Source organism: Paenibacillus sp. 22594 (genome assembly GCF_052044425.1).
Taxonomy (GTDB): domain Bacteria; phylum Bacillota; class Bacilli; order Paenibacillales; family Paenibacillaceae; genus Paenibacillus_AQ.
On the sequence record NZ_JBQENA010000008.1, the window covers coordinates 1 to 17,875 of the forward strand.

Sequence of the window (17,875 nt, forward strand, 5' to 3'; positions counted from 1 at the left end):
AGATAGGTTGGAGGTGGAAGTGCAGCAATGCATGGAGCTGACCAATACTAATCGGTCGAGGGCTTATCCAATATTTCGAAGAACGCAGATTCGTTTCGGATTCAGTTTTCAGGAATCAAGGTTCCTGAAGCATTTACGCTGTAAATGCCCGTTTGGTGGCGATAGCGGAGGGGTTCCACGCGTACCCATCCCGAACACGACCGTTAAGCCCTCCAGCGCCGATGGTACTTGGACCGAAGGGTCCTGGGAGAGTAGGACGCCGCCAAGCACATGAACCACTGCTGAATAATTAGCAGTGGTTTTTTGTTTTAGTGAAATGGAAAAGCACCTCTGAAAATTTAGAGTTTTTATACAGAAAAAATGATAATGATTAGTGAATTCAGAAATTCCCATAAGACTCGCAGGGGAACTTAAGCTATAATGAAGGCTAAAAGAGAAAAAGGGGCATGAGTAAATGAATCAATCTAAAGGTGAAAAAAGCCTGCTTACGGAGAAGGAAGAACGTTTTTCTTCCAGCGGTTTTATTTTCGCAGCCATCGGCAGTTCAGTTGGTCTGGGGAATATGTGGAAATTTCCTTATATTACAGGAGAAAATGGCGGGGCGGCTTTCTTTCTTCTTTTCATCGTCTGTTTGGTGCTAATTGGCTTGCCGGTGCTGTTGGCCGAACTGGCCATCGGACGCAGCGGACGGGGAAGTGCGGCGACTTCTTTCATTCGTGCCGGAGGCGGGAAAGGCTGGAAAGCGGCCGGAATTCTGCAAGTAGTGGCGCCTTTTCTAATCCTTTCTTTTTATATTATTGTTGCAGGCTGGACGCTGAACTACGCGTTGATTTCTTTTAATGGACAGTTGTTCAGCACTAGTGACTACGCAGGTGAATTTGGTTCCTTTATCTCAGGGTATATGCCGATTGTCTGGCAGGGTGTGGCTATCCTGATTACAGCGGGTGTAGTCATCCTTGGGGTGTCGGGAGGGATTGAGAAATTTAACAAAGTATTGATTCCCGGCCTGGTCGTTCTCCTCATTGTACTCATGATTCGTGCCGTAACCCTTCCGGGGGCAAACGCAGGAGTGTCCTTTTTCCTCAAACCAGACTTCTCGGTGCTGACGGCGGAATCCGCCCTGGTCGCCTTGGGACATGCCTTCTTCTCGTTGTCGCTCGGAATGGGGATTCTTCTGACTTACGGTTCATATGTGGATAAAAAACAGTCGCTGGGAACCGCTGCGCTTGCGATAGGTGCCGGAGATTTGCTGTATGCGTTTATAGCCGGATTGATTATTTTCCCGACGACGTTCTCGTTTGGCATTGCTCCCGATCAAGGGCCTTCGCTGATTTTTATCGCTCTGCCGGCGGCATTCTCTGCGATGCCATTCGGTTCGTTCTTCGGCGGTCTGTTCTTTATCCTGCTGGCCATTGCTGCTCTGACCTCGGCCGTATCTCTGCTTGAAGTGCCTGTATCCTTCGCGATGGAGCGCTGGAACTGGAGCCGTCAACGTTCGGTTTGGATATTGTCTCTAGTCCTTTTCCTGCTGGGTATTCCTTCAGCGATGTCGCTGGGAATGTTCCCTGAGCTTACTTTTGGGGGCAAAGCCTTGTTTGACTGGATGGACTTCATCACTTCTAACATTATGCTTCCGCTCGGTGGTCTGCTGATCACTATTTTTGCGGGATATTTCTGGAAAGGAGCGGCTGAAGCAGCCGGATTACAAGCTCGCTGGTTCCGTGTCTGGTTGTTCATGCTCCGGTATGTTGCGCCGGTTCTGGTGTTTCTGGTGCTGCTCCATACCTCAGGGATTCTTAATTTCTAATTCAAACATCTGCGGAATGGACAATGAACTCTACGCCCCTTGGGGTTGTAGGGTTTTTTTAATGTATTTCGATTAATATTTGGTATGTGTTTGGATAACCTATTCCTTAACCCGGAAGAAACGAGGCGATAAGCATGTCTGATTCAAACAAAAGTCACAAGGAAGCTGTTGAGACGGTTAGAGAGCTAATCAAAGGTATTGATACCGCAATGTTCACTACCATATCAGCAGAGGGACTGGTATCCCGCCCCATGAAGACCCAGGAGGTTGAGTTCGACGGAGATTTATGGTTCCTTACCAAGAAGGACACCAGCAAGTTCGGGGAAATCCATCATGATCCGAGAGTTAACGTTGTATACGCTGATAAATCCTATGTCTCAATTCGTGGGACGGCCAAGCTTGTTCAGGATCTGGACAAGAAAAAAGAATTTTGGAATGCGGGGTATGATGCTTTTCTGCAAACCAGCTATGATGACCCTGAGGTAATTCTGATCCAGGTGCAAGCCGAAGCGGCTGAATATTGGAAGAGCGGTAACCTGGCCGAGAAGGCGACGTATTTGTTTAAACGAATAACGAACCAGGATACGGAGCGGTCGAATCTTAACCAGACCATCGAATTAAAGTAGGCTTGCTATTCTAATTCTCTCCATAAAAATAACCGGCCTGCCGGAGCAGTAATACTGCCCGGCAGGCCGGTGTTTCATTATTACCTAATCTATTCTCTAGGCTGGTTTAATAATCGTAATTTTGTATTTCTTCACCACTTCCAGATCTTCCGCTGTGACACTGATTTGCACATTCGTAATTGGATTGGAAAGGAACACAGTTCTAGGCAATGTATCCTCGATCAGAATGTCATTGACATAGACTAGGGCATTTTTGTGCGAAGGGTTGGCATGCATCCGCACCGCTGGTGTACCTGCGCCCACAGTCAGAGTATAGTCGGAATGATCGGTGGTGAACGCCCTGGAGAGGCTGCCTGCGTCAAAGTTCAGCTCGGCCAGCTCGGCATTACTGCTGTAGCTTGTCATCATCCGCAGCTGATCGAAAATTCCGTTCATCTGCCCCGGAATGACAAATTTGACCGCTACCTCGGTGGCAGTCTTTATCCGCCCTGCCGGAATGAGGTATCGCTTATTATAGAAGGCCCGCACTTTATCAGTCATCAATGTATCGCTGGCCAGCAGTTCGCCATCTACATAAATATCAATCGTTTTGCCGTTGTTGCCGGAGAAGTAGGTGACAGATAAATAGTTATCCTGCTCAGGGAGTACTTTCAGCCGGTAGCTGAACCAGCCGTTATTCTCTGCTTGTCTAAGGGTATAGCCATCCCAGACGGCAACCGTAGTGTTCTCCCCTTGGATGCCATGCTCAAGCTCGTATTGATCATTGCCAACCGGCAGACTGTCAATGGTGGCTTCCCGGATCGTCTGATCCTGTTTCCCATGCCAAATATGCTCCTGTAACTCCCTGGAATCCGTCTCGACAAGCTTCCAATAGATGCCGTAGCGTTCTTCATGCTGCTTGTAATGTGGTGTGAATTCCAACCTTCCGTCCTCATCCGTGCCACGCAGAACGAAGACCAGATCTCCATTTTTACGTATAAAATGCTCCTCGAAGTGATCCAGCCAATCGCTGATGCTCCCGTGCGACGGTGTGATGAAATCCTTTACCAGCATATTTTTCGTTGGCACGCTGACTGCCACTCCTGTTGCCGACTGTGTCAGATCATCTATTCCCAATGCGGCGCTGAGCACCACCGGTCCATATTTGAAAGCTACCACATTCGCTGCATCGGGCAGTGTGCGGTAGAACGGCTTCATCGGGAATTGAACGCTTAGCTTGTCACCGCCCTTCCAGTCATTCTCCAGCACAGCATATCGGCCCTCTGTCCGGAAAGCTACTGTATTTCCATTCAATTGAATGTTCATCGTCCCGGCGATCCAATCTGGTATACGCAAACGCAGCTCTAGTGTGGTCGCTTGACTGTCCAAGGTACACAGAGTGAATGTGACTGTATCCTTATAAGGGAGGTTGGCCTCCTGCTCCAGCTCGATCCGGTGCGCTTCCGACACCAGGGTAGAACTGACATATTGATTGACGTAGATGCTGTTGCCCCGGTGGAAATAAAGGCTGTCATTCAGCTTGGTGAAGCTCTCCATGCCGGTGCCAGTACAACACCAGAAGTGGTCGAACGGAGAACTGTACACCTTGAAATAACCTGTCGCCATGGGTTGAAAATACATCGTCATGCCGGAATGAGGATGCTGTGAAGAAAGAATGGCATTGATGAACGTGTTTTCGTAGAAATCCGCATATTTGATGTCCCCGGTAAGCTTGAACAGTTCTTTGGTGAGTTTCAGCATATTGTAGGTGTTGCAGGTTTCGGCTGTGAAGTTGGAGCGTTCCCCGTCCAGAATATCCGGATCGCCGAAATGCTCCCATTCGCTGTTCCCGCCTGTAATATAGCTGTGGTGATTGACAACCATATCCCAGAACTGCACCGCAGCTTCCAGATAAAAACGTTCTCCTTCTCCCAGTATGAGATAGCGGTTCAATGCCCCGAGAAACTTCGGAATCGTCGTATTAGCATGTTTGCCTTTGAGAATATCTCTGCCTTCACGGACAGGGGTGAACAATGCAAGTTCGTCGAACATATGAGCCGCATACAAATGATGGTCGTTCTTCGTAATCTTGTACAGATCATACAGGCAATCATTCATTCCTCCGTATTCAACCGAGAGTACCCGTTCCTGAATTTCAGGCGACCAGTTGGAGACGCGCCGGTACACCCATTCGCCGAGCCCGGACACTATGCTGTATGCTGCAGTATTACGGGTTGAACGGTAGACAGTGACCAGACCGGCGATGATTTTGTGCATGGTATACCAGGGAACCCAGGCTGGCTGCTTGTTCTCCACATGATCAAATAATGTCTCGGGAAAAGCGGACAGATAACCGTTCTCCAGTTGGCATTCCGCCAGCTCACCGATGATGTATTCCAGACGTTTCAGAAGTCCGCTGCTGCCGGTGTTCTCATAAGCCTGGGCTATCGCGGTCAGATAATGCCCCAGTGTATGTCCTCTGATTTCGGTATTTTCCCAACCGGGGTATTTTTCCCCTTTGGGAGGGAGCCCCCGATTTTCGCGGAAGCCGGCCAGCAGACGGTCGGGATCATAGCTTTTGAGATAAAGAATTTCTTTGGATAAGGCATTAACCATGTAAGGGTCGGTAAGCGTGACCTGATTCATGGGGAAAGGAAGGATAGGTGATTGTTCCGTTGTCAGGAGCGGGTTGTTGCCTAAGGTCATATTTTTGCTCTCCTAGAATTAGATTATTTGGGCCGTTTTGCACTTAAAGCTTATAATTTATAGGCGCCAGACGTAAATAGAGCAAGGTTTGAATATGTGTCAAAAGGGTAGATTTCTCAAAATTGCAAACGGGTTATGTTTAATCTTTAGTAAATCAAAAAATGTATATATAAATACATTATACTAATATACACTCATTTCAGGTGATGGGTCATTATTTTGATGATTTATTTGGTATTATCATGCTTTTATATATTTGATTTTATATAAAACTAAATAAATTCATATTTACATAAAAGTATTGCTGTGCTAATTTGGTAATTGCATAAATGGCAGTACGCTACACAGGAACGCCCCGCCGAAGAGGTCAGGGGTAAAACAGTTATAAATGCAGCGGCTAGCTCATAGCAAAGAGGAGAGATCATATGCCTGCAAACAGAACGTTTACCAATCCGCTGGTGGAGCAGCGTGCCGATCCTTGGGTGTACAAGCATACCGACGGATGGTATTATTTCACAGCTTCGGTTCCTGAATATGACCGGATTGAAGTGAGAGGTTCACGGACATTGGAAGGCCTGGCTGAAGCGCAGCCGGTTGTGGCCTGGCGCAAGTATGCCTCAGGATCACTCAGCGCCAATATCTGGGCGCCGGAAATTCATTACATTGCCGGCAAGTGGTACATTTATTTCGCGGCGGCTCATACAACTGAAACGAACGAAGGACTGTTCGACCACCGCATGTACGTACTGGAGAATGAATCAGTAAATCCGCTGGAAGGGGATTGGGTGGAGAAAGGGCAGGTGAAGACAGCCTGGGAATCCTTTGCTTTGGATGCCACAACGTTCCAACACAAGGGTGTATTGTATTATGTGTGGGCGCAGAAAGATCCCGGAATTGAAGGCAACTCCAACCTGTATATCTCTGAAATGAGCAATCCCTGGACACTGCGCGGCAAGCAGACCATGATATCAACTCCTGAGCATCCATGGGAGATTATCGGCTTCAAAGTCAACGAAGGAGCAGCCGTTCTCAAGCGGAACGGCCGGATTTTCATCAGCTTCTCGGCCAGTGCCACCGATCACAATTATTGTATGGGGCTGCTGGAGGCAGACGAGGACGGGGATCTGCTGGATGCTGCTTCATGGACGAAGCATCCTGAACCGGTATTCCATACTACGGAGGAGAACGGACAATATGGACCGGGGCACAACAGTTTTACGGTAGATGAGGAAGGCCGGGATGTTATCGTCTACCACGCGCGGAATTACAAGGAAATCACGGGCGATCCGTTATATGATCCGAACCGCCATACAAGGGTTCAGCATTTCCGGTGGAATGAAAACGGTACACCTGATTTTGAGGTGCCTGTGAAGGATAACAGGAGATAACGCTTATCGGCTTCAAGGCAGAATGAACAAACCGCATCCATGTGCCCGCAGGGCCGGTAAGGCTGTCGAGAACATCTCGGCAGCCTTATTGTCATGGTTACGGGTGCGATACCCTTTCTATTTGCAAGAAAGACTTGATAAATAGAGGGCAGACAAGGTAGGATAAGTATAGTTTATATTTCTATTAAATTATTTATATTTTTATTAATTAAAAGAATAGGAGAATGCATAATATGGCTGCTTTTCATGAGCAATTAATTGCCCATTACAGATTTGAGGATGCAGAGAATGTCAGCAATGACAGCTCGGGTCACGACAATCACGGGATGGCTAGCGGCACGCTGCCGCCAGTGGTGTCTATAGTTGGGGGAAGAAGCGCTGTGACCTTTGCAGGAGGACGGAATGGTTCATCCTTTATTCAGTTGCCATCCGATCTGCTTGAAGGAGTGAACGACAACACCGGTATAACGGTTGCAGCCTGGGTGAACTTTGGCAAGGGTACGAGCGTGTGGGAACGGATTTTTGACTTTGGTAACGGGGAGACGGGACCGTCTGTGTTCCTGACCCGCCAATTGCGGGGAACCTTGTCTGCGGGGATGGACCTGGTCGCTGATCCGGGCCGGGGGTTTGCCGGAGGCGAGTGGATACATATCGCTCTGTCCATCATCGGTACGGAGGACGGCAAGCTAAGCAGTGCAGGACCCATTGTATATGTGAACGGTGAAACGGTCGCCGACGGCTCTATTAGCCAGACCACCAGCGGCAATTATGCTCAGCTTCGCCGCTGGTTCGGGACGTTAACCGATTCGTCCAATTACAGCAGCAATTTTATCGGCCGTTCCCAGTATGCTGCAGATGACGATTTTGCCGGTTCCCTGGCGGATTTCAGAATCTATAAGGCCGGTTTGTCCGCAGACAAAGTGATCGAAGTGATGTGCGATTCATTAACGGATGAAGAGATCGTGAAGCTTGCCGCAGGCAAGTACCTGTTCTTGCCGACAACCATTGTGGCCCACGACCTTGCTCTACCCTCGCACTTGCTGGGTGGAACGGTAGAAGCGGCGTGGGAATCCAGCCACCCGGAGGTGCTCTCTAACCAGGGCCGTATACAGAACATTAACTCTGCCTATGGAGTAACACTTACCGCCAGATTAAGCAAAGGCTTAAGCTCTGCCCGGAAAACATTTGAGGTATCCGTCATTCCGCCGAATCTGCCGCCTTACACCTTGAATGTACACGGCAACCAGGAAATATTGGATGTCAGCGAAGTGCTGTACGGCTTGTTCTATGAGGACATCAACAATGCAGCCGACGGCGGGATTTACGCGGAGCTGGTGCAGAACCGGTCCTTTGAGTCTTTTGCTTTTGACACCTATTCCCATGCTTCGGGCGAATGCGGCTGCTCTACCGGCCGGAACCGGGAGCCTTTATTCGCCTGGTCCGGGGACGTAGAACAGATGATTCCTCAGAGCAGCGGCGGTCTCAATGAATTCCTGAAGGTTCCGGACAAGGATGTCAATTCCCATTATGTGAAGGTGGCTGACGGGGCGACTATTCGGAACAGAGGTTTTGCCGATTCCAATCAGCACTGTGCGATGGCCATCCGGACGGGTGCCAAATATGAATTCACCCTATGGGCCAAGGCTGAAACTGCGGGTACAATAACGGTACAATTGCAGGCGCAGGACGGGGTGGCTGTCAGTGACACTGTAACCGTGCAAGTGGAAGGCGGCGGCATATGGAAGAAATATGGGGTGGAGACCAAGGTGGTGCTGACGGGATCGGCTACAGTTCTGGGCCAGCTGGCACTCACTTTTGCCGGTGAAATCTCCATTGATATGGTCTCTTTGATGCCGCAGGATGTATGGGGCGCGGGGGAAGAGGCGAAGTCTGCTTCGGCACATGCGAATTATCTGGGCAACCCGAATTACCGGTTAAGAAAAGATCTGGTCCACGCGCTGGTTGAGATGCATCCGAAATTCCTGCGCTTTCCGGGCGGCTGTATCTCCGAAGGCTCCTTCATTTGGGAGAACGTGTATGACTGGAAGGATTCCGTGGGAGACATCGAGCTTCGCAAGGAGAACTATAACGTCTGGGGCTACATGATGACTATGGGGCTGGGCTATATGGAATATTTTCAATTGGCTGAGGATCTGAATGCAACTCCGCTCCCGGTTATGGCTTGCGGTGTGCTGTGTCAGGCCCGCTCGGATTATGCCCATCCGGCCGGTGGCAAATTACGCGAGTATTTCATCAAGAACTTTACGGATCTGATCGATTTTGCTATCAGTATGGATTTTGCGGGCAACGAATGGGCCGCCATGCGCAAAAAAATGGGCCATGAGGCGCCGTTTGATCTGCGCTATCTGGGCGTGGGCAACGAAAACTGGGGCACAGAGTTTTTTGCCAACTTTGAAGTGTTCAAAACCTCTATCGACGAATACATGGAGCAGAACTATCCGGGCCATAAGCTGCACATCATCTCGACAGTCGGCGCTCAGGCGGATGATGATGCCTATCAGCAGGGCTGGAAATTTTTGAGCGGAAATCTGGAAGGGTCGGCCAAGGTTGCTTTTGCCGATGGTCATGAAGTGATTGAAGAAACCGTCACCTGGTATGAACAACAACAAAACTATATGGATACCATCGCAGATGAGCACTACTACCGTTCCAACGAGTATTTGCTGAACAATGTTGATCGTTACAATTACTACTACAGAGCCAGCCATGCGGACGGAAGCATGAACTGGAATGAAACCTCTAAGGTGTTTGTAGGGGAATATGCATCTACAGATAAAAATACATTGGCCGGTGCTGTAGCGGAGGCGGCGATCATGACCGGATTTGAGAACAACGCCGATGTCGTACTTCTTTCCGCCTACGCGCCGCTGTTCAATAAAGTGCTGACAGATGGAACCTACAGATGGACCCCTGACTGCATCTGGTTCGACGACGAAACCGTATGGTATACACCGAACTACTATGTACAGCAGCTATTTGCCAAATATTTGGGCGATAAGGTGCTGAAAACCTCCTTTTCAACATACAGAAACGGGAAGCCTACAGAACTTGTTCCCCGCGGTGGAATCGAGATTGCAGCAGGTAACGCCGAAATCGTCGTAAAACGTGTGACTGTAACCTCCAACCAGGACGGCAGCGTGCTTTTGAACCAGGACTTTACGCAGCAGCTGGACCCGGCATGGCAGGTCATTCCCGGTTCTGCGGGTTCTGTTATCCGGGCGGGCGAGGGACTTGTATTGAAAGCTCAAACGGGCGGGCTGAACGGATTATACATCCTGAATGATGAATGGGCCGATTACAAAATGGAGGTTGTTGCTTCAAGGCTTGCGGGCGAAGATGGCTTCTATGTGGGGGCCGGCCTGACGGATATCGCTCCGGGAAACAAAGATGTCATTGAATATGCAATCGGTTATGGGGGCGACGCCACCGGCGTCAAGGTGTACAAGCAAGGGATAGAAGGCTACACCTTGGGTGATTATTCTTCCAGCACGGCGGCAGGCAATTTAAGAGCGGCTCAATATGAAAAGCTTGCAGACAACACCGAGTATACCATTACACTGAATTATGGCGGCGGTACCGGTGACCGGCTAATTTGCTCCTACACGGATGGCAAGGTGACCAGCAGAATATTGGATTATAAGCTGGAAGCCTATAATAGAGAGATATTCAGCTCGGTGACGAAAGACGCAGAGCATATCTATGTGAAGCTTGTTAACGCCGACAATGTGGACAAGACAACGCAGCTTAACTTGCATGATGTGCATGTGGAGACGGCTGCGAAGCTGGTTAGCCTAACAGGGGATGCTTCGCTTGTGCATCTGCCTAATGTCAACAAAAGAGACGATGAACGGGTGATACCTAGCGAGCGCAAGGTCTCCTTAGACAACAATGGCATCGTCCTGAATTTGCCGGCCAACTCGGTAAATGTACTGGTGCTCCATCTGAAAGGGTAAGACTGATTCCAACGGGGAGCTGTCCTCCTGTCATCATTGACGGAAGGGCGGCTCCTTTTTTCATGTTTGCTATAGGATGATCTAAAAAGTCTTAGGAACAGGTAAAGAAAAGATACAGAATGTAAAAGGATACCACTCGCCGTTGTTAACGCTTTCTTACTATAATGAGATTGTAAATAACAAGGGAGGTTCATCAGATGAAAAAAAATAATAAAGCATTGCCGGTGCTGGCCACAGCGATTGTTTTCTCGCTGGTTCTCAGTGCATGCTCCGGTGGAAACAGTGGAAACAGTGATAACAGCAGCAAAAATAATGCTGCAGCCAAACCGGACAACACGGCCCCGACCGAAATGCAAGGCGGGCCGTTAACCAAATATGATCCGCCGGTCAAGCTGCGTTCCACAATGGCCGAGACCGGAAAAGAAACCCTGGGCGAGGGCGATACATATTCCAACAATGTCTGGACAAGAGGTTACGAGAATGAGCTTGGCATCAAGGTATCCTACGACTGGATCGTACCCGGTGCCAACTATGATGAGAAAATGAATGTTACTATGGCAAGCGGGGACTTGCCGGATCTGTTAAAGGTCAATATGGTGCAGTTTGAGCAATTGCATGAAGCGGGGATGCTGGAAGATTTGACCCCGTACTTTGATAAATATGCTTCTGACCTGGTCAAGGGATATTATCAGGAAGAAGACGGAGCGGGTCTGAAGCCGGTTACGAAGGATAATAAGCTGTATGCATTAACCAGCTTCGGCGGTTCTCTAGACTCTTCGGATATGGTGTGGATCCGCAAAGACTGGCTTGATAAGCTCGGCCTGGCGGAACCAAAGTCGATGCAGGATATTATCAAGATCGCAGAAGACTTCACCCTTAAAGATCCCGATGGCAACGGTAAAAAGGACACTTACGGCATATTTATGAACAAGGATCTGCCGATCAATGCATTCTTGCTTGGTTACCATGCCTATCTGGAAACCTGGATCAAAAATGAGAAGGGCGAGATTGTCAACGGTACGACCCAGCCTGAGGTGAAGGCAGGCTTGGCCGAGCTGCAGCGGCTGTACAAAGAAGGCGTCCTGGATCCCGAATTCGGCGTGAAAGAATTCGCTAAAGCCATGGAGGATGTCAACGCGGGTAAAACCGGAATGATGTTTTTACCGCAATGGGCTCCTTTCCAGGTTATGAATATGGTCAAAAAAGATAAAAATGTGAACTGGGTTCCATACCCTGTACAATCCATCGATGATCAACCGGCCAAAACACAGAATCACCTGGGCATCGGCGGTGTATTCGCCATCCGCAAAGGGTATGAGCATCCCGAGGCGTTAATCAAATTGCTTAACTTCCAGGCGGAAAAAATGTTCGGCGAGTCGGCTACCAAGGAACGTGCCAGCTATCTGAACGGTGAGACAGGTCTCGGGTTCCAAAACGCAACCGTGTCTAACCTGCCTCCGAACAAAAACGTGAAGGCACAGGATGAAGTGGAGCAGGCGCTGAAAACAAAGGATACTTCCAAAATGGGGCTGGAAGCCAAATTGTTCTACCAGGATATCTTGGATTACCGCAGTGGCAATCTCGATAAATGGAATATGGAACGGATCTTTGGACCACTCAGTTCGCAGGGAGTAATCAAGTACTATCGTGATAATAAACTGATCGTCATGAATGAGTTCATCTATGCACCAACCAAAACGATGAACAGCAAACAGGCAACACTGGATAAGCTCCGTGCAGAAACCTTTGTGAAAATTATCTACGGCAATCTGCCGGTTGATGCCTTTGACAAATTTGTGGCCGACTGGAAAAAGCTTGGCGGCGATGAAATTACCAAAGAAGTGAATGAAGTGGTAAAAGGCAACTAATCTGGCCTGCGTGGCCGCGAATGACGGGACTGTCCATTAGTCATGAGAATGGCGATGCGGCGGTCCCGTCATTTGTATGGACTCTTCCGGCGCCCTGAAATCCCTGTGAACAGGTCAACAAAAGATACCAAAGGTCAACAGGCTCCACTGTCAGCGTCCTTTTAGAGTGTTCTATAATTTAGAATATAAGGAGGAGACAGAGATGCATTTTAATACCAAAAAGTTCATACGCAACATCCCGCTGCATGTCATGATATTGCCGGCACTTATTGTAGTCATCATCTTCAGCTATATCCCGATGGCGGGACTTGTCATTGCGTTTCAGGATTTTTCCCCGATTGCAGGCTTTAAACATATTACATGGAACGGGTTGGACAATTTCAGATACTTGTTTGATCTGCCTGGTTTCAGCACGGTGGTATGGAACACGGTGTTCATCTCCGTCATGAAAATCTTTGCTGGCCTGACGGTGCCGGTGATCACTGCATTGCTGCTCAACGAAGTCCGCGTTAACGGATTCAAGCGTTCAATACAGACGATTATATATATGCCGCACTTTTTTTCCTGGGTCATTCTTGGCGGCATCGTTGTGGATGTGCTGTCCCCCAGCTCCGGGATCGTTAATATGCTGCTCAAGAGCCTGGGGATGCAGCCGATTCAATTTTTGGCGGACAATAACTGGTTTCCATATATTCTGGTCATAACAGACCAATGGAAGGAATTCGGCTTCGGAACCATCATCTATCTGGCCGCGTTGACCAGCATCGACACCTCATTGTACGAAGCGTCAATTATCGATGGTGCCGGCAGGTGGAAGCAGACTTGGCATATTACGCTGCCCGGGATCCGCCCGATTATGATTCTGATGCTGACCCTTAGCTTGGGGAATGTCCTGAATGGGGGATTTGATCAAGTGTTCAATCTCTATAATCCGCTGGTTTACTCATCGGGAGACATTCTGGATACGATGATTTACCGGATCGGCCTTCAGGATGCGCAGTATTCAGTATCTACGGCCCTTGGCTTAATTAAATCCGTAGTTTCGTTTGTCTTTATCGGTCTGGGCTATTACTTGGCATACCGTTTCGCTAAATACCGGATATTTTAGGAGAAGGAGTACAACCTATGCAATTCACATCCAAACCGTATCGTTGGTTTCTCCGTATGAATTATGTGTTTCTAGCTTTGCTCGCGGTCCTTTGCTTTTTTCCGATAGTCAATGTGCTGGCAATTTCCTTCAGTTCAAGTACGGCGGTCAGCGCCGGCCGGGTCACCTTTTGGCCGGTAGACTTCACATTCTCTTCTTATCGATACATGCTGGAAAACAACCAGTTCATCCATTCCTTCGGAACCAGCCTGCTTAGAGTGGTACTGGGCGTGTCTATTAACTTGTTGTTTACTGTTCTGGTAGCCTACCCCTTGTCAAAAGAGGCTTCGGTGTTCCGCTCGCGGACCGTTTATGCATGGATTTTTGTATTCACCATGCTGTTCAGCGGCGGCTTGATTCCCGGTTATCTGATCGTTAAGGAGATGCATCTGCTGGACAGTGTATGGGCACTTGTCATTCCCGGAGCCGTCCCGATCTTCAATGTGCTGCTGATGCTGAATTTCTTCAGGGGGCTGCCGAAAGAGCTGGAAGAAGCGGCCTGGATGGATGGCGCCGGCCACCTGCGGACCTTGTGGAACATCTATCTGCCGGTGTCTATGCCCAGCATTGCTACAGTGACGCTGTTTGCACTCGTTGGCCACTGGAATGCCTGGTTTGACGGAATGATCTATATGCGGAGCCCGGAGCATTATCCGCTGGCCACCTATCTGCAGTCTATTCTTCAACAGGTAACGGCTTCGATGGAGAATGTAACGCTTGAGGAAGCAGCCCTGCTGAATCAGGTATCGGACCGTACGACGCAGGCTGCTCAGATATTTTTATCCATTCTGCCGATTATGGCGATTTATCCGTTTTTACAGAGGTATTTTGTGCACGGGCTGGTCGTAGGCAGCGTAAAGGGTTAAAGTGTATTTAGATCAGAGAGGGAGCCGCCGCCGGCTCCTTCTTTGGAATGTCAGGGAGTACCTGCATCACACTTTACTGTAAAGGATTATTATTGAATGAAATCAAGTATACTTCGTTGGAACCGCCACTCTATTGTTCATAAGCTCCTGGTTGCCTTTTTGCTGGTTGTGCTGCCGCTGTATGTTCTGGGTATCTCCATTACCTTCTACAGTTCGAATCAAATGCAGGCGGAAGTGGAAAGGGCAAATGAGTCGAAGCTGCGCTTTTATTACAGTCATCTTGAATTTGAGCTTCAAAGAATCACCCGTCTGGTTACGGAATATTCTATTGATGATACTCTGGCTTCCTTAAGTGCCCGCCTGCCAATTATGAGCCAGTATGAAGTGGACAATAACTTGAACAATATCTTCACCAAGCTGAGGCAGATCAGGGAAACCAGCCCTTACATAGCCGATGTGGTATATTTTCTGCCTGAGATCAATAAAGAAGTCAGTGTTCAGGAGGGCGTCCGGGATGTCACACAGCAGGATTGGCAGGGTCTCGCCGACACTATGGGCAATTTGGGCGGTCAGGTCTCTGTCTATAAGGACGAGTTGTATGTGCTGCGCCGGAATCCGTTTAATCTGGACCCAAAGGTGCCGCCCAATTTTTTGCTGGGCATTAAGCTGTCCAATCCCGAGCTGGAGTTGCGGCTGAAGGAGTTCGCAGTGTCCGGAGGAAGCAATATCACCCTGGTGTTCGGCGACAATAACGAGTATGTTCTTTCGACATCGGAGCCCGCACCTGAGCTTGTTCCAAATCCGGAACGGCTGCCTGAAGAAGAAACAGTCAGTGTGCAGCGCTATCAGATGAATGATTCTTTTCATTATTCTCTGTATGACCGCGGCGATCATTTCAGGCTGACTGCCAGTATTCCTAATTCGATTCTACAGAAGCCGATTCGCATATTTACCTTGATGATGTGGCTCTTGACACTCTTGTCACTGATCATTGTCCTTATGTTCTCGGTATGGTCGTTCAGAGCGGTCCATCGTCCAATATCCATATTGATCAGGGGGTTCGAGAAGGCGGAGCAGGGGCAGACTGGGCTGCATATTACCCATTCCCGCAAAGATGAATTCGGATATTTGTATACGCGGTTCAACGATATGCTCCGGCGCCTGCATACATTGATTGAAGAAAACTATGTACAGCGTATCCGCACCGGGGAAGCAGAGTTGAAGCATTTGCAATCCCAGATCACCCCTCATTTTTTGTATAACAGCCTGTTCAGCATCAAGCAGATGGCCGAAGTGGAAAATGTGGAGCTCATAAAAGAGTTCTCTGACTATCTGGGGCAGTATTTCCGCTATATGACGCGCGATTTTGCCCAAGAGGTTACGCTGCGGCAGGAGCTGGACCACGCGCTGGTGTACCTCGCCATTCAGGGAATCCGTTTTGGTCCCCGTATCCAGGCTGAAGTTGATGAAATAGAACCGGATTGCAGCCGTATCCATGTTCCCCGTGTACTGCTGCAGCCTATTATTGAAAATGTATTCGAACACGCTCTCCAGCAGAAGCCAAGCGGGGGCCTGCTTAGAATGAAATATGAACAAACGAAAGACACCCTGACTATCCGCATTGAAGATAACGGTGATGCATTGACTGAAGAAGCGTTGTCCCGTTTGCAGCGGCAGCTGTCCCGGCAAGAAATCACCAAAAGTGAGATCACCGGGTTGTTAAATGTAAATCAGAGACTGCGCATCAGGTTTGGACCTCCTTACGGACTGCAGGTTGAACGAAGCACGCTAGGCGGATTATGCGTAAAAGTCAAGATACCGAGAGAAGGGGAGACAACCGATGCGGCGGATGATGATCGTTGATGATGAACCGGTGATTTTGGATGGATTAGTTGAGTTTTTTTTGAAAGCTGATATCGCCGATTTGGAAATTATAAAAGTGCATTCGGCGGACAGTGCGATAGAATGGTTGAACACACTCAGGATTGATATTGTGCTCAGCGATATTTGTATGCCGGGAATGGATGGAATGGAGCTGATCCGGGAGATCGTGGACCGTTGGCCGCGCTGCAAAGTCATTTTGCTCACCGGACATGACGAATTTGATTATGCCCACCAGGCCATCCGAAATCCTTGTGTTGTTGACTATTTGTTAAAAACTGAAGGAATGGACAAGATCCGTTCTTCTGTAGCCGTGGCATTGGAGCGGATCTCTTCAGAAGAGGAGTACAATTACAGGGCGCAATGGTTTCGTGACAAGCTGCCCCGCACGTTACCCCAATTGCAGCAACAGCTGCTGCATGACATTCTAAGACGTACTGAAAAGATCGATTACAGGTCTTTACAGGACGAATTCGATACGATTCAGTTACCGTTTCAGGCTTCAGATCCGATTCTGGCCATCATCATCAGGATTGAAGCCTGGGGGAATTACGAAACCCCCTCAGACCGGACATTGATCCGCTATGCGGTGGCTAACATCTCGGAGGAGCTGCTAGGGGACAAGGCTGAAATCAAGGCGGTCGATCTTGATCCCGTGACCATTGCCTGTTTCGTCCAGCCCAAGTCAGGCCAACTGTCAACATTGTCAGGTCAAGAGACATGGTTGAAGACACACCGCTTCGTTCATGGCATGATGGAATCCATTCAGCAGGCTTGTAACACCTGTCTTCAGTTGTCAACATCCGTCATTGTCAGCACTCATACTGTGGATTGGCATGAGCTGAACTATACTCTCAACCGTTTAAGGCTGGCCGGTTATGACAGTCTGGGGCTGGGCATGGAAAAGCTGTTGAAAGTTGACACGATGGAACCGGAGCCGATCCAGAATCTCATGCAGACCCGGCTTGCGTCTACGGGGCTGCTGCTGGAATATTTAAAGCAACGACTGCTGGAAGGGAATTCGGATTGGAGTATTTCATTTCGCAAGTGGGTGGAGCTGGCCGGAGAGGACGGTCCGGAAGATCCTTTAATAAAATGGAGAATGCTGTCGGGGATCAGCAACACCCTGCTGGAGCTTGTACAGGAGCTGGGTTTGATGGAACAGGCTTTAAGTGCACAGGACTTGTCACAAATACTGCATTTTAATATCAACACACCATGGACTGCCGTCACCTCCTTCTTCCATTCTTTTTTTGAATGGATCGTCGCCAATCGCAGAGCCACCTATAGGCAGGATGAATCCAGTATCCAGTCTATGATTCATCAATACATCAAACTCCATTTATCCGATGACCTGTCCCTGACCCGGATTGCCCAGGAAGTATCGCTTAATCCGTCTTATCTGTCGCGCTGGTACAAAAGAGCAACCGGAAAGAGCCTTTCTGATTATATCGCGGAGAAGAAGCTGGAGTTAAGCAAGGAATTGCTGCTGGGTACAGCTTTGAAAATGCATGAAATCTCAGCCCGGCTTGGCTTCAGCGACCAGCATTATTTCTTTCGTTTCTTCAAAAAAACAACCGGCTGCACGCCGCAGGAGTTCCGGGAGCAACGGAAAATAAGGATCTGAGGATGA

Annotated in this window: 10 protein-coding genes and 1 rRNA gene; 10 read left to right on the plus strand and 1 reads right to left on the minus strand. The window is 48.9% G+C overall.

Features of this window, described 5'->3' with window-relative positions; genetic code table 11:
- Positions 1-151 precede the first annotated feature (151 nt).
- The 3 genes from rrf to ACTJKB_RS22930 all read left to right on the plus strand — a co-directional run bounded on the left by rrf (position 152) and on the right by ACTJKB_RS22930 (position 2,433).
- Positions 152-268: ribosomal RNA gene (gene rrf, locus ACTJKB_RS22920) — 5S ribosomal RNA — on the plus strand.
- A 186-nt stretch (positions 269-454) separates the two neighbouring features.
- Positions 455-1,807, plus strand: coding sequence for a sodium-dependent transporter (locus ACTJKB_RS22925; protein WP_440836675.1), 1,353 nt, complete (start codon positions 455-457; stop codon positions 1,805-1,807).
- A gap of 134 nt (positions 1,808-1,941) precedes the next feature.
- Complete coding sequence (locus ACTJKB_RS22930; RefSeq protein ID WP_440836676.1) at positions 1,942-2,433, plus strand: pyridoxamine 5'-phosphate oxidase family protein; 492 nt, start codon at positions 1,942-1,944, stop codon at positions 2,431-2,433.
- A 96-nt stretch (positions 2,434-2,529) separates the two neighbouring features.
- Here the strand turns inward: ACTJKB_RS22930 and ACTJKB_RS22935 are convergent, their stop codons facing one another.
- On the minus strand, positions 2,530-5,118 hold the full coding sequence (locus tag ACTJKB_RS22935; RefSeq protein ID WP_440836677.1) for a beta-L-arabinofuranosidase domain-containing protein: 2,589 nt from the start codon (positions 5,116-5,118) through the stop codon (positions 2,530-2,532).
- Between the two features lie 425 nt (positions 5,119-5,543).
- On the opposite strand from ACTJKB_RS22935, the gene ACTJKB_RS22940 reads away from it, so the two are divergent.
- From ACTJKB_RS22940 to ACTJKB_RS22970, 7 genes are all read left to right on the plus strand, one after another.
- Entirely contained in the window at positions 5,544-6,506 is a 963-nt protein-coding gene (locus tag ACTJKB_RS22940; protein ID WP_440836678.1) for a glycoside hydrolase family 43 protein, read from the plus strand.
- A gap of 233 nt (positions 6,507-6,739) precedes the next feature.
- On the plus strand, positions 6,740-10,480 hold the full coding sequence (locus ACTJKB_RS22945) for an alpha-L-arabinofuranosidase C-terminal domain-containing protein (RefSeq protein ID WP_440836679.1): 3,741 nt from the start codon (positions 6,740-6,742) through the stop codon (positions 10,478-10,480).
- A gap of 197 nt (positions 10,481-10,677) precedes the next feature.
- Positions 10,678-12,348, plus strand: a complete 1,671-nt coding sequence (locus tag ACTJKB_RS22950) for an extracellular solute-binding protein (protein WP_440836680.1) — start codon at positions 10,678-10,680, stop codon at positions 12,346-12,348.
- Positions 12,349-12,550: 202 nt separating this feature from the next.
- Positions 12,551-13,456: an ABC transporter permease gene (locus tag ACTJKB_RS22955; RefSeq protein ID WP_440836681.1), complete on the plus strand. Its 906-nt coding sequence runs from the start codon at positions 12,551-12,553 to the stop codon at positions 13,454-13,456.
- Between the two features lie 17 nt (positions 13,457-13,473).
- Positions 13,474-14,361 (plus strand): carbohydrate ABC transporter permease, encoded by an 888-nt coding sequence (locus tag ACTJKB_RS22960; protein WP_440836682.1) that lies wholly within the window; start codon positions 13,474-13,476, stop codon positions 14,359-14,361.
- Between the two features lie 96 nt (positions 14,362-14,457).
- Positions 14,458-16,224 (plus strand): sensor histidine kinase, encoded by a 1,767-nt coding sequence (locus tag ACTJKB_RS22965; protein ID WP_440836683.1) that lies wholly within the window; start codon positions 14,458-14,460, stop codon positions 16,222-16,224.
- Entirely contained in the window at positions 16,202-17,869 is a 1,668-nt protein-coding gene (locus ACTJKB_RS22970; RefSeq protein WP_440836684.1) for a response regulator transcription factor, read from the plus strand. The genes ACTJKB_RS22965 and ACTJKB_RS22970 overlap by 23 nt, the downstream gene beginning before the upstream one ends.
- The last annotated feature ends 6 nt before the right edge of the window (positions 17,870-17,875 follow it).

What these genes read in the sequence shown, in the direction of transcription:
- ACTJKB_RS22925 (WP_440836675.1), top strand. Translation starts at nt 455, where the DNA reads ATGAATCAATCTAAAGGTGAAAAAAGCCTGCTTACGGAGAAGGAAGAA.
- ACTJKB_RS22930 (WP_440836676.1), top strand. Translation starts at nt 1,942, where the DNA reads ATGTCTGATTCAAACAAAAGTCACAAGGAAGCTGTTGAGACGGTTAGA.
- ACTJKB_RS22935 (WP_440836677.1), bottom strand. Translation starts at nt 5,118, where the DNA reads ATGACCTTAGGCAACAACCCGCTCCTGACAACGGAACAATCACCTATC.
- ACTJKB_RS22940 (WP_440836678.1), top strand. Translation starts at nt 5,544, where the DNA reads ATGCCTGCAAACAGAACGTTTACCAATCCGCTGGTGGAGCAGCGTGCC.
- ACTJKB_RS22945 (WP_440836679.1), top strand. Translation starts at nt 6,740, where the DNA reads ATGGCTGCTTTTCATGAGCAATTAATTGCCCATTACAGATTTGAGGAT.
- ACTJKB_RS22950 (WP_440836680.1), top strand. Translation starts at nt 10,678, where the DNA reads ATGAAAAAAAATAATAAAGCATTGCCGGTGCTGGCCACAGCGATTGTT.
- ACTJKB_RS22955 (WP_440836681.1), top strand. Translation starts at nt 12,551, where the DNA reads ATGCATTTTAATACCAAAAAGTTCATACGCAACATCCCGCTGCATGTC.
- ACTJKB_RS22960 (WP_440836682.1), top strand. Translation starts at nt 13,474, where the DNA reads ATGCAATTCACATCCAAACCGTATCGTTGGTTTCTCCGTATGAATTAT.
- ACTJKB_RS22965 (WP_440836683.1), top strand. Translation starts at nt 14,458, where the DNA reads ATGAAATCAAGTATACTTCGTTGGAACCGCCACTCTATTGTTCATAAG.
- ACTJKB_RS22970 (WP_440836684.1), top strand. Translation starts at nt 16,202, where the DNA reads ATGCGGCGGATGATGATCGTTGATGATGAACCGGTGATTTTGGATGGA.